The sequence below is a fragment of the Paenibacillus gallinarum genome, assembly GCF_014836635.1.
GTDB lineage: Bacteria > Bacillota > Bacilli > Paenibacillales > Paenibacillaceae > Paenibacillus > Paenibacillus gallinarum.
Genome location: NZ_JACSQL010000015.1, coordinates 28,693 through 50,069, shown reverse-complemented (window position 1 = coordinate 50,069; position 21,377 = coordinate 28,693). Strand labels below are relative to the sequence as shown.

The 21,377-nt window shown below is 43.0% G+C and carries 16 protein-coding genes; 1 reads left to right on the top strand and 15 read right to left on the bottom strand.

The window, feature by feature from the left end:
• Positions 1-88 precede the first annotated feature (88 nt).
• A complete protein-coding gene (locus H9647_RS22210; protein WP_191804167.1) occupies positions 89-1,426 on the top strand; it encodes a hemolysin family protein in 1,338 nt (445 codons plus the stop codon).
• Positions 1,427-1,487: 61 nt separating this feature from the next.
• Here H9647_RS22210 and H9647_RS22205 read toward each other — a convergent pair whose 3' ends face one another.
• The 15 genes from H9647_RS22205 to rhaI form a co-directional block, all read right to left on the bottom strand.
• Complete coding sequence (locus H9647_RS22205; protein WP_191804165.1) at positions 1,488-2,414, bottom strand: manganese-dependent inorganic pyrophosphatase; 927 nt, start codon at positions 2,412-2,414, stop codon at positions 1,488-1,490.
• Positions 2,415-2,548: 134 nt separating this feature from the next.
• Positions 2,549-3,019 carry a translation initiation factor IF-3 gene (gene infC / locus H9647_RS22200; protein WP_191804163.1) on the bottom strand — a complete coding sequence of 157 codons (471 nt, stop codon included), beginning with the start codon at positions 3,017-3,019 and terminating at the stop codon, positions 2,549-2,551.
• Between the two features lie 76 nt (positions 3,020-3,095).
• On the bottom strand, positions 3,096-4,967 hold the full coding sequence (locus tag H9647_RS22195) for an LTA synthase family protein (protein WP_191804224.1): 1,872 nt from the start codon (positions 4,965-4,967) through the stop codon (positions 3,096-3,098).
• 177 nt (positions 4,968-5,144) lie between these two features.
• Positions 5,145-5,915, bottom strand: a complete 771-nt coding sequence (locus H9647_RS22190; RefSeq protein ID WP_191804161.1) for a DUF3891 family protein — start codon at positions 5,913-5,915, stop codon at positions 5,145-5,147.
• Positions 5,916-5,935: 20 nt separating this feature from the next.
• Complete coding sequence (locus tag H9647_RS22185) at positions 5,936-6,856, bottom strand: GNAT family protein (protein WP_191804159.1); 921 nt, start codon at positions 6,854-6,856, stop codon at positions 5,936-5,938.
• Positions 6,857-6,930: 74 nt separating this feature from the next.
• A complete protein-coding gene (locus tag H9647_RS22180) occupies positions 6,931-7,719 on the bottom strand; it encodes a pyruvate, water dikinase regulatory protein (RefSeq protein WP_191804157.1) in 789 nt (262 codons plus the stop codon).
• Positions 7,720-7,737: 18 nt separating this feature from the next.
• On the bottom strand, positions 7,738-8,376 hold the full coding sequence (locus H9647_RS22175; RefSeq protein WP_318245356.1) for a CBS domain-containing protein: 639 nt from the start codon (positions 8,374-8,376) through the stop codon (positions 7,738-7,740).
• Positions 8,377-8,403: 27 nt separating this feature from the next.
• Positions 8,404-11,100, bottom strand: a complete 2,697-nt coding sequence (gene ppdK / locus H9647_RS22170; protein WP_191804155.1) for a pyruvate, phosphate dikinase — start codon at positions 11,098-11,100, stop codon at positions 8,404-8,406.
• 320 nt (positions 11,101-11,420) lie between these two features.
• Complete coding sequence (locus tag H9647_RS22165) at positions 11,421-11,909, bottom strand: hypothetical protein (protein WP_191804153.1); 489 nt, start codon at positions 11,907-11,909, stop codon at positions 11,421-11,423.
• A gap of 160 nt (positions 11,910-12,069) precedes the next feature.
• Positions 12,070-15,261, bottom strand: coding sequence for a bifunctional cytochrome P450/NADPH--P450 reductase (locus tag H9647_RS22160; protein WP_191804151.1), 3,192 nt, complete (start codon positions 15,259-15,261; stop codon positions 12,070-12,072).
• A gap of 408 nt (positions 15,262-15,669) precedes the next feature.
• Positions 15,670-16,395 (bottom strand): LutC/YkgG family protein, encoded by a 726-nt coding sequence (locus H9647_RS22155; protein ID WP_191804149.1) that lies wholly within the window; start codon positions 16,393-16,395, stop codon positions 15,670-15,672.
• The gene (locus H9647_RS22150; RefSeq protein WP_191804147.1) at positions 16,388-17,899 is read right to left on the bottom strand and encodes a LutB/LldF family L-lactate oxidation iron-sulfur protein; all 1,512 of its coding nucleotides are present in this window, start codon (positions 17,897-17,899) and stop codon (positions 16,388-16,390) included. The genes H9647_RS22155 and H9647_RS22150 overlap by 8 nt, the downstream gene beginning before the upstream one ends.
• Positions 17,896-18,624 carry a (Fe-S)-binding protein gene (locus H9647_RS22145; protein ID WP_191804146.1) on the bottom strand — a complete coding sequence of 243 codons (729 nt, stop codon included), beginning with the start codon at positions 18,622-18,624 and terminating at the stop codon, positions 17,896-17,898. Before H9647_RS22145 ends, H9647_RS22150 begins: the two co-directional genes overlap by 4 nt.
• Before the next feature lie 45 nt (positions 18,625-18,669).
• Positions 18,670-20,148, bottom strand: a complete 1,479-nt coding sequence (locus tag H9647_RS22140; protein ID WP_191804144.1) for a rhamnulokinase — start codon at positions 20,146-20,148, stop codon at positions 18,670-18,672.
• The gene (gene rhaI, locus H9647_RS22135) at positions 20,145-21,365 is read right to left on the bottom strand and encodes an L-rhamnose isomerase (protein WP_191804142.1); all 1,221 of its coding nucleotides are present in this window, start codon (positions 21,363-21,365) and stop codon (positions 20,145-20,147) included. The genes H9647_RS22140 and rhaI overlap by 4 nt, the downstream gene beginning before the upstream one ends.
• Positions 21,366-21,377: the final 12 nt, after the last annotated feature.

The window sequence follows — 21,377 nt, the reverse complement described above, 5'->3', positions numbered from 1 at the left end:
ATATTGACCATTGCTCACCCTATCATAAGTTCTGTATACTAGTTCATATGAACTTAAAATATATTATAAAGGATTGTGAAGACGTCTAATGGATGACATAGGACTGAATTTGTTTTTGTTTGTTGTATTAATTGCGCTTACGGCTTTCTTCGTAGCTACTGAATTTGCCATTATTAAGTTGCGACCGAGCCGAATTGATCAATTAGTACTGGAAGGACGTAGAGGTGCACTTGCCGTACAGAAAGTGACATCCAATCTGGATGGATACTTGTCTGCGTGTCAGCTTGGTATTACGATAACAGCTCTAGGACTTGGATGGCTCGGTGAGCCTACTGTAGCAAAAATGGTTGAACCGTTGTTTGAACGATTCGGCATCGCTGCAGAAATTGGCCACATCGTTTCCTTCATTACTGCCTTTACTATCGTTACCTTCTTGCATGTCGTTGTAGGTGAACTCGCTCCGAAAACAATGGCTATTCAGAAAGCAGAAACTGTGACCTTCCTGGTTGCAAGACCCATTATGTTGTTCTATAAAATCATGTATCCTTTTATTTGGCTTTTAAACGGATCTGCCAATGGCTTGGTTCGAATTTTCGGATTAAAACCAGCAAGTGAACATGAAGATGCTCACTCTGAAGAAGAGATACAGATTATTTTATCTGAAAGCTATCAGAGCGGAAAAATAAATAATACAGAATACGGATATGTAAATCGTATTTTTGCTTTTGACGAATTATTAGCGAAAGAAATTATGATCCCTCGTACCGATATGGTTTGTCTATATACGAATAATACGTTTGATCAGAACATGGAAATTATCCGTAGAGAACAGTACACACGCTTTCCTGTTGCCGATCAAGGCAAAGATCAGATTATAGGAATGATTAATACGAAGCAAATGTTCCTTAATTATGAAGAAGGTAAAAGTCTTGATCTCAAACAATTTATGCATCCCGTTCTTACCGTATCTGAAGCAACAGCGGTTAATGATCTGTTGAAACGAATGCAGAAAGAACAAGTCCATCTCGCCGTATTAGTAGATGAATTTGGTGGAACAGCCGGGCTTGTCACTATTGAAGATATTCTCGAAGAAATCGTTGGCGAAATTCGAGATGAATTTGACTCTGAAGAACGCAAGGAAATTGAACAACTCGGGGAGCTTCACTACATCGTAGATGGAAAAATTCAGCTTGATCAAATCGCTGATATGACGGGAATACATTTCGATCTAGAAACAGCGGATACGATTGGTGGATGGTTATATACCATCTTGCTTAATCCGAGACCAGGTCTAACGCATCTTCATCAAGGTCTCCTCTTTACTGTCAAAGAAGTGGGACGCAACCGAGTGAAGAAAGTCGAATTTAAAAAAGCACCAGAAATCACTGAGAATAGTATGGAACATGAACCTACGGTTTCGTTCTAAATAGAGTAGATATAACAAAATCCTCTGACTGCTGTCAGAGGGTTTTGTGTATTTTCAATTGTTATGCTAATGCTTCTGTAAGAACAGGAACAATCTGAGATTTACGAGATACTACACCTTTGAGTAGTGCCTTGTTCTCAATAAGTTGTACACCGTAAGCACGTTCTACAGCTTCTGCTTTTTCACCAATGGCAAGAGCAACAGAATCATTATTTAGAATATCTGTAATTACGAAAAGGAACAGATCCAAGTTTTTCACTTGAACATTTGCAGAAATGGCTGCTTCAAGTTCCTCTTGTTTTGCAAGCACATCATTAACGTCCACTGTATTTACTTGTGCAATTTCCACTTTGGAGTTACCCATTTGGAACTCTTTTGCATCCAGTGTCAGCAGTTGAGGGATCGATTTTTTGCTCAGATCTGCACCTGCTTTTAACATATCCAGGCCATATACTTTAGCGTCTACGCCAGCAATTGCAGCAAGTTCTTCTGCAGCAGCTACATCTTGATCTGTGCATGTAGGGGATTTAAACAAGAGTGAATCCGAAATAATAGCAGACAACATCAAACCAGCAATAGGCTTTGAAATCTCTACATTATTTTCTTTATACAATTTATTAAGTATGGTTGCTGTGCAGCCTACTGGTTCCGCACGATAATATAACGGCTGGCTTGTCTCAAAATTTGCAATACGATGATGGTCAATAACTTCAGTAACTTGTACTTGATCAATATCACTTACACTTTGCTGACGTTCATTATGGTCTACCAAAATAACTTTGTTTACTTCATTCGCTACGGTCTCTACTAGACGCGGTGCAACAACGCCAAAGTAATCAAGAGCGTACTGAGTTTCGCCGTTCACCTCGCCAAGACGTACTGCCTCTGCTTCTAAGCCCAGTTTGTTTTTCAGATCAGCATATGCAAGTGCAGAGCAAATCGTATCCGTGTCTGGATTTTTGTGTCCAAAGATTAAAGTTTTCTCCATGAAAAGTAACCTCCGATAATTGTTAGAGTAAGTTCATATTTCAGATCATCCGTTAAGGATGTAAGTCCTTTTAAGATTATAGCGTTAAATCATCTGTATTCCAATAACTCTACCTTGTATTTAACAACATTTTTTTAAGGATGTAATTCCACAACTGCCTGTTTACCGCTAAGCTGGATTCCCGTACTTGGTTTCCCGAGTGGTTTTAAATCCCGAATGAAGTCTTCAAGTAATTTCTTAGCTGCCTCTCCTTGCTTTCCTTGAATCTTAACAACCAGCTTTACAATATCACCGGTCTTTAGAATCCGTTCCATTTGTGTTTTTTTGGTATCATAATCATGCTCTTCAATATGAGGTGTCAGCCTGATCTCCTTCGTCTTCGGAGCTCTGTCCTTACGTTTCTCAGCCAGTGCTTCCTGTTTCGCTGCTCCTGCCCCAATCAGTTTACAAGGCGGCGGACTTGTCATGAGTGAGGTACATACTAAGTCCACTTTTAATTCTTTTGCTAGTTTCAATGCTTCTGATGTAGACATAAGTCCGAGATCTTCTCCAGCTAGTCCCGTTACATGTACTTCTGATGCTTTTATCTTTTCATTTTTGATCATCAGTTCTTCTCCTCATCTCTTCATTTTTTCCTGACAAAAGGCACCGTACCTATTTACGGTGCCTTTCCGATTCTATTTATAATCCACGTTTCGGAAGCAGCTTCACATATTCGTCAGACAACTTCATGAGCTGCATGATGTAATCATAGTCTGACTTATATTTCTCAAAGTCTTCCACAGGAGCCAGCGTTTCAAGCGAAATTGCGGTTCCGTCCTCAAACCCAGTGCCTGGAATAAACATAATATCATTATTAAAGAAAGAACCTGTTGGCAAGTAATATCGCATTCCGATCACATTTTGATCCACATTTAGCAGATCCTGACCGAACGCAGTAAATTTAGTGTCCTCAAGTGAAATACCGAGCAGATTGCTGACCGTAGGCAGAATATCCATCTGACCACCAACCGTCTCAATTTCTTGTCCTTCCATCCCTGGTACATGAATAATTAGAGGGATATTAAATCTGCTGACCTGCTCATGATATGGAATACCAAGTGCTGCTTCAACCTCTTCTGGAGATGTACTTTGATTCTGTAATCCAAAATGATCACCGTAAACAACAAGCACAGTTTCATCCCATAATCCTTGCTCTTTCAGACCATCAATCAATGTTCCAAGCGCATAATCAGCGTAATTCAGTGATGTCAAATAATCCCCAAGCGCTGTTCCTTCAATAGAAGCAGGGGTGTCCCACTTCACAAATTCCGGTTTAACTTTGAAAGGAGAATGGCTCGAAGCCGTTATAAACTGAGCATAAAAAGGTTTGTTCTGTGCTTTTAAATCTGCCAGTTTTTCAACTCCAACGCTAAATAGTTCTTCATCGGAAGCACCCATCTCATTAAAATTATCATTATTGTAATAAGGCTTATCAAAATACTTATCAAAATGAAGAGCAGGATACATTTTACTTCGATCCCAGAAACTCACCGTGTTCACATGAAACGTTTCTGCTGTATATCCTTCATTTTGCAGCAGTCTCGGTAAACTCGGAAGAACACGATCGCTATACCCGGTAGACATAGCAATAGTGCCAAGCGGATAAATAGATGTATTTGAGATAAATTCAGCATCGGAAGTATTTCCTTGCCCAATCTGCTGGAATACATTTGTAAAATAAAGACTATCTTTTACAAGTTCATTCAGAACCGGTGTAACTTCTTGACCTTCTACCGATTGCCCGATCGGGAACCGTTGAAAAGATTCAAGCTGCACGACAATGACATTTTTACCTTTCATCGCTCCATACCCTTCTGGTTTTGCATCAGGGTCCTTCTCCGAGGTCTGATAAGGGTAGGATGACTTTAGATCATTCACTTTTTTGATGGTCTCTTGCAGGTCACCAGCGGCGATCGCTTTATTTTCTGCTTTCGCATGAATGGCAGCAGCGATTTGATAATTCAGAAACCCCAGCTCATCTGCACGAACGGTTTCATTCTCGATCGTACCGTCTTTCGCAATCGTTAAACCAGAGAAAATAACGCAAATGGCTCCGACCGCAACTATAGAGATCCGGGAAAGCTGTTTCGTATACAATCGGCGTTTGCCTTGCATGCGTTGGTAGAACCACCAAACCGCCATTAAAATTACATCAGCGAAAAACAAGAAATGTATCGGTTTAATGAGCATACCAATGCTTCCTGCTACTTGCGGAATCTGATTCAAGCTGAGTAACGTTGTGTAAGTAGGTATAGAGCCAAACTGCACGTTATACAGCGTTGCTGCGAACAAAATAATAGAAAAGAGTGTATTTAGTATAAAATAAGCACTGCCTTTCCATCTGCGAGGACTAATGAGTTCCCACAAGCTAAGAATAACGAGAATCGCTAGGGCATCTGCACCTATACGGTCCAGTGACAAATCTCTAAAAACGAAGAAACGAAATAAGGCAAACTTTGCCAATAGCAAAACAAATACAACAACAAATAAGGACCCCTGAAGCCCCTTCATCGTTTTTTTCAAAATCACGACCCCATTTTTCAAAATTAATTTCTATTTTACGAAAAGCTCGATTAATTATAACACTGTTTTGATCTGCCTTCCATTTCAAAGAGAGAAAATGAATGAATGAACAAACAAAAAAGAAACGACCGATGAAGGCCATTTCTTTTCTTTGAGCTATATTTTTTACGATGTGTACGTAATTTTTTGAACTGCCTGCTCTGTTTCGTGAAAAGCTTTATTCAATCCTTTATCTTGAATGTCCTTTTTGGCTACTTTTCGGTACGATAACTCCGTCTCAAAAGACTTCCTGAATGGAGCAGGCTGCACTTCTACCGTATATTCATCTTTCCAAAATGCTTGAACGGATTCTTTTCCTTCTTGAAAAAGAACCGCAGCTGATCCGAGCCCATTCTGGAACCATGGATGTTCCTTCTCTTTGCTTACCCCCGGTTCATTCATACATACGTAGAGAGAGAGATCATCACATAATTGAAGTAAGTGATAATGTTGTTTCATTTCTGTCTCCTGAATAGAACCCAGTTGTTGTTCCAGCTGCTCTTGTCTCTGCTTCTCCTCCTGATTAAAAGAAATACTGAATGGATCGGTTCCATTCTTAATATCGGGAAAGGTGGAGAAATGGTGACTTACTAAGTAACCAGCGTAAGGATTAACGGTTTCAACTTCCTGAATGCCGGTTTGGTACATCTTAAGCTTAACCGCATAGGGATAATCGACGAAATAATAGGGAGCTTTTGTGACTTCATTCCAGATGGGGTGTGCATCAAGCCGAATCCATCCACGATCGTGCTGTGTAATTGCATAAATGACATCTTGTCTATCTTTCTCATGTATGAAGTATTCAGGTTTCAGATGCTTGGCAATCTCTCCGCTTAATCTAGCATGTTCATGTTGCTCAATCATAATAAAATGTTCTACTTGTTCTCTTATCACCATGAGAAATTCAACTCCTGTCATTATCTTTGTTTATGATAAGTAACCCATGCAGGAGCAGGTTCAAACGGATACACATGCAGCATCTCCATTTGATAAGGATCTGTACTGTCCACTTCGCAAACAAGTTGCTTGATTCCATTTTCAGCGGCGTATTTCATTTGTTCTCTTGTAAGCAGCAGAATCAGATCCAAATGCTCAGAAGTTGCCACACCTCTCCATCCTAGTTCCGCCACACCGTTCTCTGAAGTAGAATGAAGCAAGGCAAATCCGGCACAACGACCGTTCGTAGCATTGAGAACAACATAAGAACCTTGTGACTCCAAGTCTTGTTCATGCAGAAATGCCTTCCAGCGAGATAAATCGAACACTCCCGGTGGATTTGCTCGGTGTGTATGTTCGTAGGTTTTTTTCACAAGACGTACAAGTTCTTCTTCAGCTTGTTCCCTCTTTAGATATTCAGACAGTGCTAACACCTGATAATCCGAGTGGTGTTCCATGAAGTATTCCTCATCTCTGATCAATCCGCTCTCAGGCGTTGCAATACGTACTTGATATGTATTTCTAATTTCATAAAAACCTTGCTTAACAAGTGCCTGCTTCATCGCAAAATCGGTTTCCCAGACAGAGATTTGGAGCGGGTACACCATCCGGTGCGCTGATAGAGATATCAGCAATCTCGATGCAATCAGCATTCGGTCACTTGAAGGTAAGACGAGAAGTGAAATATAGGTACAGTAAGGATGAAACGGACGATGATATGTAAAAATCATGCCGGCTGGAACTCCATCAGCAAGCGCAACAAAAGCAACTTCTGACTCTGCCGGGTTTACATGTTCCTGATCATCTAGTTTGGCTAACTCTTTTAATTTCATATAAAACGGTCCATGTTCTTCCCCAAAAGGTTCTATAGTAATATTCTGGTATCTTGTTGTTGTTAACAAGCGGCTCCCCCCTATTTGCATTTGTTATATCTATTATCGTATCAAAAGAAGCAGAAAACCGCCAGAAGGCGGTTTCATATATAACCAAGTATCATTCCGGCTGTTTCTTCAATCGCTTTGTCTGTAACATTAATAACCGGACAACCTAACCGATCAAACAACGTATATGCATATTCCAATTCTTCAACAATTCTAGCAAGTGAAGCATAATTAGAACCGTGCGGTAAACCCATAACTTTCAAGCGCTCTGTGCGAATTTTAAGCAGATGTTCTGCGTCCATCGTAAGGCCGATGACTTGTCCCTTGATTGCTTCATTAAGCGGATCAGGAGGTTTAATCTCAGGCACAACGGGATAATTCACGACCTTATAACCTTTGTGGGCCAGAAAAATACTGAGCGGAGTTTTCGAAGTGCGAGACACACCTAGAAGGACAATATCCGCTTTTCGAATCGCACTGGTATCTTTGCCGTCATCACATTTTACCGCAAATTCAACTGCTTCTACCCGGCGAAAATAGTCCTCATCCAGGCGGTGGAGCACCCCTGGTCTTTGGGTAGGGGAATCATGAAATGTATCGATAAAGGCCTGCATCATGGGGCCCATAATATCCACCGTTCGGATACTCAGCCGTATTGACTCTTCTTTGATCAGTTCACGAAGTTCGGGCTGCACAAGAGTATAAGCAACAAACCCTGACATTCGATGAACTTCTTCCATCAGATCGCGAATCTCTTCCTCACTGCGAATCTGCGGGTAACGTTTAATCTGAATTTGCAAGGATTCAAATTGGTGCAGTGCAGCTCTCACTACAAGATCTGCAGTTTCCCCAAGTGAATCCGAGCATATAGCAACAAATTGCATATTTTCTCCTCCAGCGGCCTATTCTACTGCGATCTGAACGACAAGCTTGGTAATGGTAGTCTTGGTTATTCTGCCAACCACTTCATACCCATCTTCTTGATTCCACGTTCGGATAACAGGAAGACTGTCCACTTCATAATTAATCATTTTCTGTGCAGCCTCCACCACATGATCTTCCGGTGTGACGGCAATCATCTGCACGGCTCTTGTCATCAGCATACATACAGGCACTTCTGATAAATCCTGATTCCCAAGCGTCATCTTCAGGAGGTCTTTTCGAGATAAGATGCCAGAAAGTCTACCTTCTTTGTTAATAACAAACAGGGTGCCAACGTCCTCTAAAAATAGAGCAACCACGGCTTCGTGAAGCGTCGCATTTTCATTGATTACGACCGGTACACTTTGAATATCTTTTACTTTCATATTTACAAGCGAAGTTCGAAGCGGTTCCTTAACCGTCAGACGCTCACCTGGAAAATATCCAACCTTCGGTTTCGCAGACAAGTACTGTGTCATTACAAGAAGAGAAAGATCGCTGCGTATCGTCGGTTTAGGCAAGCCAAGCTGTTCAGCGATCTGATCTCCAATAATCGGTGTCTTCTTCTGTACAATGTCAATAATTTGCTGCTGGCGTGCGGTAAGTTCTATTTTATTCACCCTCCAGCGTATTTTGTTAACTTTCTCTTATGCTGTAGTAGAAATAGGATTCTCACCATGTGATGACTTTGTTATATTTGAAGCTTGAATCTGTGCTTGGGCAGCAGCGATACGTGCAAACGGTACTCTATAAGGAGAGCAGCTAATATAATCAAGTCCTACGTTATGGAAAAAGAAAATCGAATCTCGCTCCCCTGCATGTTCTCCACATATTCCTGCTGCAAGTTCCGGTTTAAGGGATCTTCCTTGTTCAAGGCCAATCCGAATCAGCTCACCAACTCCATCTTGATCCAATACTTCAAATGGATTAGCAGGGAGAATCTTTTGTTCTACATAATGATTCAAAAACTTCCGTTCTGCATCATCTCGGCTATACCCCAGCGTCATCTGGGTCAGATCATTCGTGCCAAACGAGAAAAAGTCGGCATGCTCCGCAATTTGTGACGCGGTAAGTGCAGCACGAGGAACCTCGATCATGGTACCTACACGGTAAGGACAATGGATTCGCTCTTCCCTAAGTACCTGCTCTGCTACTTGATCTACTAATTTACGCAGGAAGGATAACTCACTTGCGTGACCAATCAGCGGAATCATGATCTCAGGCAGTACTTTGATCCCTTGATGAATACATTGCAGTGCTGCTCTGAATATAGCTTCGATCTGCATGTCATAAATTTCCGGGAAGACGATGCCAAGTCTTGCTCCTCTTTGACCTAACATGGGATTCGATTCTTTCAATTCCTTAACCTTCTCCATTACACGATCTACCTTCTCGAGTTCATCTGTATCACCATCGAGTGTAATCATCTCGAGATGCTCTCTTCTTCCTTCGAGCACTTCGAGCTTAGGTAAAAATTCGTGGAGCGGTGGATCAAGCAACCTGATTGTTACTGGCAATCCATCCATTTCCGCAAAAATTTCTGCGAAATCAGATTGCTGCACAGGTAGTAGTCTTTGGAGCGCTTCCTGACGCTCTTGATTACTTCCTGCAACAATGACCCTTTGTACTAGCGGAAGTCTCGATGGAGATAAAAACATATGCTCTGTTCGGCACAGCCCAATTCCCTCTGCTCCCCATTTACGAGCGAGTCTCACATCATGGGGATGATCACTGTTTGCAAATACTTTCATCCTCTTCACTTCATCTGCCCAGCCGAGCATCCGTGTTAGTTCTTCGGATATTTCGGGCTCTCTCAGTTCAATTTCTCCGGCATACACTTTTCCTGTTCCGCCATCGATCGATATTAAATCTCCTTCGCGGAAGATCTGATCACTGCAGATCAGCTCTTTCGTATCTTCTCGTAGTTCAAGTTCTTCACAGCCACATACACAAGGTGTTCCCATCCCTCTCGCCACTACAGCAGCATGACTTGTCATTCCACCGCGGAGTGTAAGAAGTCCTTCTGCTGCGATAACACCGTGAATATCCTGCGGGGTCGTTTCCCTGCGCACGAGAATTACTCGTTTCCCAAGAGATGCCCATGATTCAGCCGTTTCTGCATCGAATACGAGCTGTCCGCTCACTGCTCCAGGAGAAGCAGGTAGTCCGCTAGCTATAATCTCATCTTCTTCTCTAATTTTAATCGATTGATGGAGCAGTTGATTTAAGTGTTCAGGCTCTATTCTAATCAGTGCCTCTTCTTTGGTAATAATTCCTTCTTCCGCATAATCAACCGCTGCTTTCATGGCAGCTTGCGCTGTTCTTCTTGCATTTCTTGTTTGTAATATGTACAGCTGACCTTTCTCAATCGTAAATTCAATATCTTGAATATCGCCATATAACTCTTCCAATGAAGAAGCAGCTTCATGAAGCTGTTCATATACGGACGGCATCGTTTGTTTGAGATAAGTAATTCCAAAAGGTGTTCTGGTACCCGATACGACTTCTTCCCCTTGGGCAGCAGGCAAATATTCACCCAGCATCTCATTTCCGCCTGTGGAAGGATTCCTCGTAAACAAAACGCCTGTACCGCTCGTTTCATCCCGATTCCCAAAAATCATTTCCTGTACACTTACCGCAGTGCCTTGATCTTCTGGTATTTTATGAACTTTGCGATAGACCTTAGCCCTTGGATTTGACCAGGAACGGAAAACAGCCCGTACCGCATCAATTAACTGGTCTTCTACGTTTTGCGGGATCGACTTTTTAGCACGATGAAGGATAAGTTGTTTGTATTTGCTAATCAATTCTTCCAATTTCTCTTCCGATAACTGTCCGATATGTTCCGCTTCCGATTCACGGTTTACTTGCTGAAGAACTTTAGAGAAAGCATTATTTTCGATATCCATGGCGACATGACCATACATCTGTATAAATCTCGCATAACATTCCAGCGCAAATCTTCGATCACCTGTAGTTAACGCAAGACCCTCTACCGTTTCATCCGTGAGGCCTAAATTAAGAATGGTATCCATCATGCCGGGCATAGAAGTAACCGCTCCTGAACGTACCGCAAGTAAAAGAGGACTCACCGGATCACCGAAACGCTTGTTTGAAGTTTGTTCAAGAGATCGAAGTGCTGTTCGAATCTCATCAATGAGTGTAAGCGGAATATGACCAAGGTGAGTATAATAATCTCTGCAGGAAGCTGTAGTGATGGTGAATCCATAAGGAACTGGTAATCCAGCTTTCGTCATTTCGGCTAGGTCCGCACCTTTTCCTCCGAGCAGCTCGCGCATAGACGCGTTTCCTTCATGAAACAAAAACACACGCTTGTTCTTCATTTTATCTCTCCTTGTCATATTTACCAATATTTTCAAATTGTTCTCAGCCAATATAATACGTCATGAAGGGTAATTGGTCAATATATAATACGTCATGATAAGAAGAATCTTAGGTCCCTTTTCACTCATACTAAATCACACAAAATTCGTCATATAAAAAACAAAAAAGACTGCAGGCAAACTAGTTTAAGCTAGTTTACTTACAGTCTGCAGCCCAAAAGGCGGATATAGTGTTTATTATTTATGAAGTTTGGGGCAAAGGCCCAATTGTCGCCCATGATTACGTCTTACATCCAAAACAGTGTTTGCAATAGAACGTCTTATTTCATAGTTCCATGTTCGGTTGTATCTTCCGGATCGTTAACGCTCTCTATTCCTTCTTGCTCCAATATCTGACGAATTGTACTGCTATGATAAGATATCCGCGGCCGTAAATAAATATCATTCGTCTTTCCGTGTAAGAAGAGGGATAACTCATTTGTATCGCTATACCCACGATAGGAACGGACCTGGTCGAAAGAGTAAAAACGTGTACCGTACTTTATTCCCTTTGTTCCTACATAGAACCGGGTTACAAAGTAATGCACGATAAAAGCGATAATAAAGAGTCCGTATCTCAAGATACCTGTACTTGAAATGAGATAAACGCCACCTAAAATAAACACGACTATGGTAAGAAAAGATTGCTGTTTCCCCTGGCCATCAAACCTAATTTGTCCCACCCGCCCACGTAGCCATATACTATGACAAAGAATGACAGCAGACAAACCTAAATATACGATCAAACTGATGATTTGAAACGATAACATGTACTCACTCCCTGCGGCTGCTAATAGTCTTCGAATCTTATCCACATTGTACTTGCCTGTAGTAAAGAATGTACAGGTTTTTCCAAATGAGCTAATTATAAAAAAAAGGGCTAACCCCAGTGAATACACCACTGAGATTAGCCTTTTATTCAAGGTTAGATCAAGCTCCCGCCCATACATCCTTCGCATATTTACCAGATGATTCAAGACCGGTCAACCAAGATAATGCCTCATCTTCACTAACCCCATGTTTCAACTGATAAGCTGCAATCAAGGTCTGTTCCACATCCGGTGCCATTTTTGTACCATCACCGCAAATGTACATTTTAGCTCCTTGTTCCAGCAGGCTAAGCAGATGTTCGGCATCTTGTTTCATTAGATGCTGTACATAACATTTTTCTTGTCCATTCACTCTCGAGAAAGCCGTATGAAGCGTAACAAGGCCCTCCTCCTGAGCAGCGACTAACTCTTCTTTATATAGATAGTCATGTTCAGGATTCCGACATCCAAAGTATAGATGAGCTTCGCCGAGTTTAATATTTTGCTCCTTCATTACTTTTCTCGCTTGAATGAAACCACGGAATGGGGCTACTCCTGTACCTGGACCAATCATAATAATTGGTGATTCCGCCTTTTCAGGGAGATGGAATCCTGATTCTGGTGTGCGTACAAACAGGAATACCTCTGCGCCTATTTCGAGACCTTCCAGATAGTTGGATGCAATTCCTTTATACTGCCCTTGACCACTCCATGCTGCGTCTCTTACTACACTTACCGTAATACTTACGATATTTTCGCTCACCTTAGGTGAACTTGAAATCGAGTAGTATCTCGGTTTCAGTGCAGGCAGTAATTCCATAAAACGCTCAAATGGAATTTCACAAGCTTCATATCTTTCAATCAAATCGAGCATGGTGATTCGTTTCGCTCTAATTTCGGATTGGTATATCTCATCATCCAGCATAGCTGTCAGTTCTTTCGCATGAGGAGGACATACGGTATAAGCTGCAAGCTCACGCAGCTGTGCACGAGTTGCCGGCTCCTGCAGTTCTACACTGCGTGCAAGCAGATCATCAAGACGTACGGGAGTTCCCACCGGTAAATGCGCACTGCTTCTTCCGCTGGCGGATAGAACCAGGTGGCTGCTTCCTTGAAGAGCAAACCGCTTCAACACTCGCTGTACGAGCGATTCAGGATTAACAGGCAATATTCCCAAGTGGTCTCCTTCTTGATAAGACACCCCTTCTGGAAGAGCAATCTCAATGTGCTGAGTAATTCTGCCGCTTTCTGCATTTTGTAAATTCTCACTTTTAACTACGTGACCAAGTTCAGCATGGTATGTCTCTACTAGTGGAACGGCAGCTACTCCGCTGACATATTTCACTTTCAGGCTAGTACCCTTCTTCTTGCCATTTTCCACAAGCTTCAGATCTAGTGCTTGCATCAGATCAGGCCATAGTCCTTCTGACCAATCATCCACATCCGTTTCAAAATCCCCGCTCGCATCACTTTCTCCTCTGCCTAGAAGACGAGTCGCTCCTTTTGCTTCCAGGGTTTCATCAATCAATCTTGGAATCCGCTGATACGTGCTGGCCCAGTTATGGTCACCACAACCAAATACAACATAACGAACACCTTCGAACTCGGCTGGTCCAGCTGACTCGATCCACTGTGTGAACGATTTTGCATTGGATGGCGGCTGGCCATTATAAGAAGCGGTGACAATAAGTACGACGCCTTCTTTTGGCAGATCGCCCACATAATCATCCATTGGTGCTACATTACTATCAAACCCCTGATATTTAGCCCGGTCGGCTACCTCACGAGCAATCCCTTCTGCTGTACCCAGGTTCGAACCATACAGTACAAGCATTGGAGTACGATGCGCATTCTCCGGCAATGATTCAGCTGTGGCCGCTTCTGACGTTTGTTCTTGTGCGGTAACTGCCGAAGCACCTGGAATCATAAGTGCTGCAGATAAGTTTCCTCTGCTGCGTACTTTTACATGGAAATCATCCGGCTTCAAAGTTAGCGCCTCTTTTACTTTAAGTTCATAGTTATTAACATCTATAAATTCAAAGTGTTTTACAACAAGACCAAGAACAAGAGTAGCTTCCTGAAGGGCAAACTGCTGTCCAATACAAGCTCTTTGTCCATTGCCAAATGGTTTATAAGCGTCATGCGGTACTGCGCTTGGATCTGCGAATCGTTCCGGTTTGAACTCTTCCACATCATCTCCCCATACCCGAGTATCTCTATGCAACGCCGGAATGAGCACTGTTACACTGTCGTTTTTCTTGATAGGATATTTACCAGCAATTTGTGTATCCTCTTTCGCATAAAGAGAAAATGCCGGTGCAGTTGGCCATAGACGCAGTGCTTCATTCAACACCATGCGAGTATACTTGAGCTCTCTGACCTGATTGTACGTAGGCACCGGATCTTTAAGGACTCGATCAACTTCCTCAACAATCTTTTTCATTTTGTCTGGATTCTTCATTAAGTAATAGATGGCAAATGACAGAAGACCGCTTGTTGTTTCATGTCCTGCGATCAGGAAAGTAATGATCTGGAAACGTATATTTTCAGAGTCGAGTTTTTCACCTGTTGCCGGATCAACACCTTCGAGCATATGGGAAAGTAAATCTCCGCTGTTTCCGCCGCCCCGCTCTTTTCGTTCCTTGATTAGATCATCCACAAGATTGAACATAAACTGTTTATCATCTTGAAATTGTTTTTTTCTTTTCACCATAAACATTTCTTGAATACCTAATCTATGAAGTTGATTCATCCCTTCGTCCAAAGAACGAACCATGGCATCGATAAATGGATGATTATCTTCTCTGTAAAAACTGTTAAAACGGTAATCGAATCCACATATCCCTATCGTATCAAGCGTAAGTCTTGTCATATCAGCCGGGACATCAACCGTCTCATCAGGGTTTAATCTCGCCCATTTCTGAACGAGCTGAAAAGCGATATCAAGCATCTTGGTGTGATACCCTTGCATCGCACGCTGACTAAAACTAGATAACAAAATGTTATGCGCTTTTTTCCAGTTAGGCTCGTTCGTCGCACTCGTAAATAGTCCATCGCCCGCAAACGGCCGAACATTTTGCAGTGGAGCCCATATTCTTTTATCAAAGCGTTTCTCATCTGTCGCATCTTTAACAAATTCATGACCTGATATATATACTTCCTTACGTCCAGCAGGATACTGCATTTGGAAGATCGGACCATATTCTTTCGCAACTTTAGATAGTGACTGTATCGGAGCCGTTCCCTCAATCATAGGTAAATTTCCAAGTGGACCATAGGTTTTAGGTTGTGGTATGTGAACAGATTCTGTCATTTCGTTTCCCTCCGTTATCCTTCATTTATGATTCATTTCGCACTCTCTAGAACCAACTGACCATAACAGTAAACCGGTCATTTTGATGTAAAAAAAAGTGGATTTGATTATTCAATCTCTCCTACATATCTACACTATCACGATGAAAAATGTGGCACAACAGGTATAAGGTCATAATTCCTTACGTCAAAAGTTTCATATTTATTTCGAAAAATATCGAATTTTCTCCCTTTTCTTGGTACTTTTATCACAGCGTTCTTCGATAAGATCGTTAAACACCTACATCATTCATCACGTGAAATAGTAATCACCTATTTTATTAATTACCCAAATCATTGCTTGCTGAACATAAAAGAAGTGAAGAAACCTCCATTCCTTTCGCTTCGGAGGCCTTCACTTAGTTTCAGTCTAACCCAATATAATCGCATATACGATTCCAGGACCGTGAACTCCAATCGTCAGATCATTCTCTATATCAGAAGACCTGCTTGGTCCGGATATAAAATGCACCCCTGCCGGTAATTCCTCTCGGCCTTGTTCGTCGAGTTCTACAAGCAGTTCACCCATTCTCGTTCGGATCTGTTCTCTAGGAATAATAAGAAACAATGCCGTGGGCAGTAAACTTACCGATCTTCCCTTTTCCTTGGAAGACTTCACCATCACTGAACCGGTATACGCAGCTGCTCCATCTGCAACCACGATCCCAATATCCGCTTCTGCAGCCAACACTTTCTCATCAATTCCTTCCTCCGTATTCCAAAAAGTAATCTTGGCGTAGGGGATGGAATCTTCTAAGTGGAGCGCCCTTAGCTCTTCTTGATCCTGACAAATAATTCGTTTTGGTTCCAGCACCTCTGCTTTTTCCTCGATCCATGCACGGAGTTCCTGCTCATTAGAAACAAGGACGACATGTCCCCCTACGCTCTCGAAGTGAAGCGAAAACTGTTCAACCCGCTTTTCATCATCCCAATGGGTCTCATTCCAAAAATCAGGTGAACCTTGAAATGGTCTTTCGGGTCTTTGCATTACACGCGGTCGTTGCAGTTTAGAAGCAATATGCTGCATAAATGCATCCTGTTTGCGCCGCGATTCCTGTTCGAGTTCAGTAAGCCAAGTTTCGCCATATTTACTCATCTCGCGAATCCCCCTGTTGTCTACGGTCTAGTACATTTTGCATTCGATCGCGAACATCCGTATTCATCTCCACGTGCTCTGCACGAATCTCGGATTCTAGTGTCTTCCATGACTGTCTGAAAGACTGCTTTGCAAGCGAGGGAGTTACTCTGTAACTGTTCCATCCCTTCAGCGGTCCTGCCTTTAACGTAATTTCGCCATTTTTCACAATTAATTTTTGACCGATTTGTCCCATTTTTATCGCTGTACTAAAGCGACTAGCCTTCTTCACGACCGTTCCAAAAGCCTTCATCCCTGCTGTTTCTACCTTATTTCCATACCCTTGCTCCACTTTACGTCTACGAAGAGAAACAAGCATGTCATGTAAAGGGATTTTCACAGGACAAGCTTCATAACACGCTCCGCAGAGACTTGAGGCACTGGCAATATCGTCCCACTCTGCGACATTTTTATTTAATGCTGGTGTTAGGACGGCCCCAATCGGTCCGCTATACGTGCTTCCGTACGCATGACCACCAATGTGTCGATAGACGGGGCAAGCGTTTAGACATGCACCGCAGCGGATACAGTTCAGCAGTTCTTGAAACTCTGGGTCTCCGAGCTGCAAAGAACGTCCATTATCCACGATAATGATATGCATTTGTTCCGGTCCATCGGCATCTTCGGTCCTTTTAGGACCCGTTATACCTGACATATACATCGTCATACGCTGACCTGTAGCCGATCTTGGCAGCAGGGTTGCCATAACCTCTAGATCAGCCCATGATGGGATGATACGCTCCATGCCCATCAGTGTAATTTGAGTTCGCGGCAGCGTGCTCACCATCCGAGCATTCCCTTCATTTTCGAAGAGAACCATAGAACCTGTCTCCGCAACTGCAAAATTACATCCCGTCATGCCAATATCGGCATCGAGAAACCGTTCCCGTAATTTTTTTCGCACAAATCCTGCGAGAATGGTTGTATCAGGAGCCAGGGTCTCTCCCGCAACTTTAGATAACAGCTCGGCGATCTGATATCTATTTTTATGAATAGCCGGGATAACAATATGAGAAGGCATCTCACCGGCAAGCTGGATAATATATTCACCAAGATCGGTTTCAATCGCTTCGATTCCCGCTTCTTCCAATGCATGATTCAGATGCAGTTCTTCTGTGACCATGGACTTAGACTTTACGACAGAATGAGCTTCCCGGTGTTTGGCGATCTGTAAGGCAATCTTAACGGCTTCCTCACCGGTCTCGGCAAAATGGACGTGAACTCCGTTCGCTCTCGCATTCTCAGTAAAAAGATTTAGATAATAATCCAAATGAGCGATGGTATGAAGGCGAATCTGTCTTCCGCGTTCTCTCCATTCCTCCCATCTTCCATGCTCTTCAGATGCCAGCTTTTTTCCACCACGAAGCCTTTCTGTCGTAAATCGTACCGCTCTGCGTAAAAATTCATCATGCAGCGCAATTTCAGCGCGTTCTCTAACGGCATGTTTCCCTGCTCCCATGCTCATGAAGACTTCACCCCTTCGTATAGCAGCTCAGCAAGATGCATAACCCGAACCGGCTTATTTTGGAAGCGAAGCTGGCCGGCAATATTCATCAGACATGCCATATCTAAACCAACCAGAACTTCGGCTTCTGTTTCGACGATATGTTCTGCCTTTTCCGTTACCATCGCACCTGAAATATCTGCCATCTTCACAGCAAAGGTTCCGCCAAACCCACAGCAATCTTCTGCAAAAGGGAGTGGAATAAACTCGATATCCCTGACTCCTGCTAAAAGAGCCATCGGTTCTTCCTTCACTCCTAATAAACGACTGCCGTGACAGGACGGATGATACGTAACTTTATGAGGGAATCTAGCACCTATATCGGTGATCCCCATCACCTGAACTAAAAACTGTGTAAATTCATAAGTTTTCGCTTCAAGACGTCTTGCTTGTTCTGCCAGAACAGGATCATCTTTAAATAAGTCCTCATAGTGATGGATCATGTAAGTGCACGAACCCGAAGGTGAGACTACAAAATCACTGTCTTCAAATGCTTCTAGAATCGTTCTGGCAGCTGTTCTCGCTTCATCAAAATATCCGCTGTTATAAGCCGGTTGACCACAGCAAGTTTGCACGTTCGGAAATTGAAGAGTGACACCGTATTTTGCCAAAATACGAACCATGGCTTCTCCCACCGCTGGATAGATGGCATCACTCAAACAAGTAATAAATAGGGAGACTTTCATCAGCGTACACCTCTTATCTAGAGAAACTCATCTTATTGTTTAGGTCTATACATAGGCAGCTAAATTTGTATATTTTACATACCCCAGATAGGCTTCTTTCCAAGCTTCTGCGTTCTCCGGTTCATACGTAAGTACTGGAAATGACTCTTTTACTGCCTTTCTCGCTTCAGTCAAAGAACTGAAAACGCCTTCATTTATCCATTGTACAATAATATTTCCAATCGCGCTTGCTTCAACAGGACCGGCATATACAGGTTTGCCAAGGGCACTCGCAGTCCACTTACATAAAAGGCGATTATGAATGCCTCCGCCGACCATATGAAGCCCGCTGAAAGATTGCCCAGATACCTGCTCTGTCAGCTCATATACATACCGATATTTCATTGCGAGACTTTCCAGTATGCACCGAATGATCTCTCCTTGCGTTTGTGGCGGACGTTGATTGGTCTTTATACAATATTCTTGGATTCGAGTCGTCATGTTCCCTGCTGGAAGAAACATAGAATGATCCGGGTCTATAAAATACTGAAAAGGAACAGCCTGCTCAGCTAAATGAAGAAGTTTATCATAGTTCACATCATGCCCTTCTCGCTCCCACTCTCTTATCGTCTCTTGAAAAATCCACAATCCCATAATATTTTTCAAGAGACGATAAGTATGACCCACACCGCCTTCGTTCGTAAAATTACTCGCAAGCGTCTGTTCATTAATAATCGGTGCTTTTACCTCGGTACCCATGAGAGACCATGTGCCGCAGCTTAAGTAAGCGAACGGGCCATCCGTCGCCGGGACGGCAGCAATTGCTGAGCCCGTATCATGTTCAGCCACCGCAATAAAGGGAACTGGCCGTATGCCGAGTTCTTTGGTCACTTCGGAACGAAGCATCCCGACTTCCGTGCCTGGAGAAACAATGGGGCCAAACCATTCTTCCGGTATGCCGATCTGCTTGATTAATTCTCGGTCCCAATCATTCATAACAGGATTAAACAACTGAGTGGTCGTCGCGTTTGTGAATTCATGCTGTTTTTCTCCTGTCAGAAAATAACGGAGTAAATCCGGGATCATCAGCAAATGTGCCCCTTCTCTCAGCAGATAAGAGTCTCGTTTTTTCAAGGCAGCAAGTTGATAAATGGTGTTGAACGGAAGAAACTGAATTCCTGTTTTTTGAAAAATGCGTTCCGCTGGAATCTTATTCAGCACCTCTTCCATTACACCGTTTGTCTGCGTATCACGGTAATGGTATGGATTTCCGAGTAGCTCGCCATCTTTGCCAAGGATCCCAAAATCAACAGCCCACGAGTCAATACCGACACTGCTAACTCGCTCTCCTGCTTGTTTTGTTTTCAGCAAACCTTGTTTCATTTCATGCAAAATTCGTAATATATCCCAGTGCATGTGTTCCCCAGCAAAAACCGGGTTATTACTAAATCGATGCACTTCCCTTATCTCCATGCGGGAGTCGTGGAGCAGTCCAAGGACTGCTCTCCCGCTGCTGGCTCCCAAATCAAAGGCTAGGACACTCACCAGCTAGCCCCTCCTTTGCCGCGCCCTGCAATTTCGGCAGTATAACGGCTGTTTAAATAGGCTTCCATTGGATCTACTGGAAGTCCTTGCTCCTCACGTACGGCATGCAGTAGTGGAGTAACATCGAACTCAAATGCTCTTCTTACTGCATGTTCAGCAGCAAGTACATCATTATTTTTTTGAGCAGCCGCTACTTCCTCGTGATCTACAAGCAGCGCTTTGGCGTATTGCGTCTGAACATTGAGTACGGAACGAATCATTGCAGGAATCTTCTGTTCAATGTTATGCGATTGATCAAGCATATAAGCGATTTTATCTACACCGCTTCGTATTCCTTCATCTTCATCCATACTTCCTTGCAGAATCTGATAGAAAATAAGGAATAATTCATATGGGTTGACGGTACCTACGATAAGATCATCATCGGCGTATTTCCGGCTGTTAAAATGAAAACCGCCTAGTCTTTTCTCATCCAACAGGTAGGCTACAATATGTTCGATATTCGCCCCAGGGAGATGATGTCCCGTATCAACTAGCACTTGCGCCTGTTCTCCAAGCTTCAGCGCCATATTGTATGCCATGCCCCAATCCGCCAAATCGGTATGATAAAAAGCAGGTTCAAAACATTTATATTCAATAAGCATCCGCATGTCTGGATCCAGAGCACGGTACATTTCCTGCAAAGCTTCCTGCATCCAGCCTTTGCGTTTACGGATGTCGCCTTGTCCCGGGTAATTTGTTCCATCGGCAAACCACAAAGATACATCTTTCGAACCGGTCTCTTTTGCGATATCTACACAGGCAAGAAGATGGTCGGTTGCCATGCGACGAATTTTGCTGTCACTGTTCGTTACACTTCCAAGCATGTACTCGTCTGCCTGGAATAAATTCGGATTTACGGCTCCAATGCGCAGACCTAGATTTTCCGCATGTGAACGCAGTTTACTATAGTCATCCACTTGATCCCAAGGGATATGAATTGCAACGGTCGGAGCGAGCCCGGTCAGCCTGTGGACCACGGCAGCATCTTCCATTTTCTCAAAAGGATTACGCGGAACGCCTTCTTTTTGAAACACTTTAAAACGTGTACCGGAATCTCCATAACCCCAAGAAGGAGTTTCAATTTTCAGCTCGGCTAGCTTTTGTTTTACATGATTAACATCGATTCCTCTTGCTAACTGCTGCTCTTCGAATAGTACATAGGCTTTATCCTTCAAATCTGTTCCCTC

Coding starts and splice junctions, on each gene's coding strand:
- H9647_RS22210 (WP_191804167.1), top strand. CDS start 89: ATGGATGACATAGGACTGAATTTGTTTTTGTTTGTTGTATTAATTGCG.
- H9647_RS22205 (WP_191804165.1), bottom strand. CDS start 2,414: ATGGAGAAAACTTTAATCTTTGGACACAAAAATCCAGACACGGATACG.
- infC (WP_191804163.1), bottom strand. CDS start 3,019: ATGATCAAAAATGAAAAGATAAAAGCATCAGAAGTACATGTAACGGGA.
- H9647_RS22195 (WP_191804224.1), bottom strand. CDS start 4,967: ATGAAGGGGCTTCAGGGGTCCTTATTTGTTGTTGTATTTGTTTTGCTA.
- H9647_RS22190 (WP_191804161.1), bottom strand. CDS start 5,915: ATGGTGATAAGAGAACAAGTAGAACATTTTATTATGATTGAGCAACAT.
- H9647_RS22180 (WP_191804157.1), bottom strand. CDS start 7,719: ATGCAATTTGTTGCTATATGCTCGGATTCACTTGGGGAAACTGCAGAT.
- ppdK (WP_191804155.1), bottom strand. CDS start 11,100: ATGAAGAACAAGCGTGTGTTTTTGTTTCATGAAGGAAACGCGTCTATG.
- H9647_RS22165 (WP_191804153.1), bottom strand. CDS start 11,909: ATGTTATCGTTTCAAATCATCAGTTTGATCGTATATTTAGGTTTGTCT.
- H9647_RS22160 (WP_191804151.1), bottom strand. CDS start 15,261: ATGACAGAATCTGTTCACATACCACAACCTAAAACCTATGGTCCACTT.
- H9647_RS22155 (WP_191804149.1), bottom strand. CDS start 16,395: ATGAGTAAATATGGCGAAACTTGGCTTACTGAACTCGAACAGGAATCG.
- H9647_RS22150 (WP_191804147.1), bottom strand. CDS start 17,899: ATGAGCATGGGAGCAGGGAAACATGCCGTTAGAGAACGCGCTGAAATT.
- H9647_RS22145 (WP_191804146.1), bottom strand. CDS start 18,624: ATGAAAGTCTCCCTATTTATTACTTGTTTGAGTGATGCCATCTATCCA.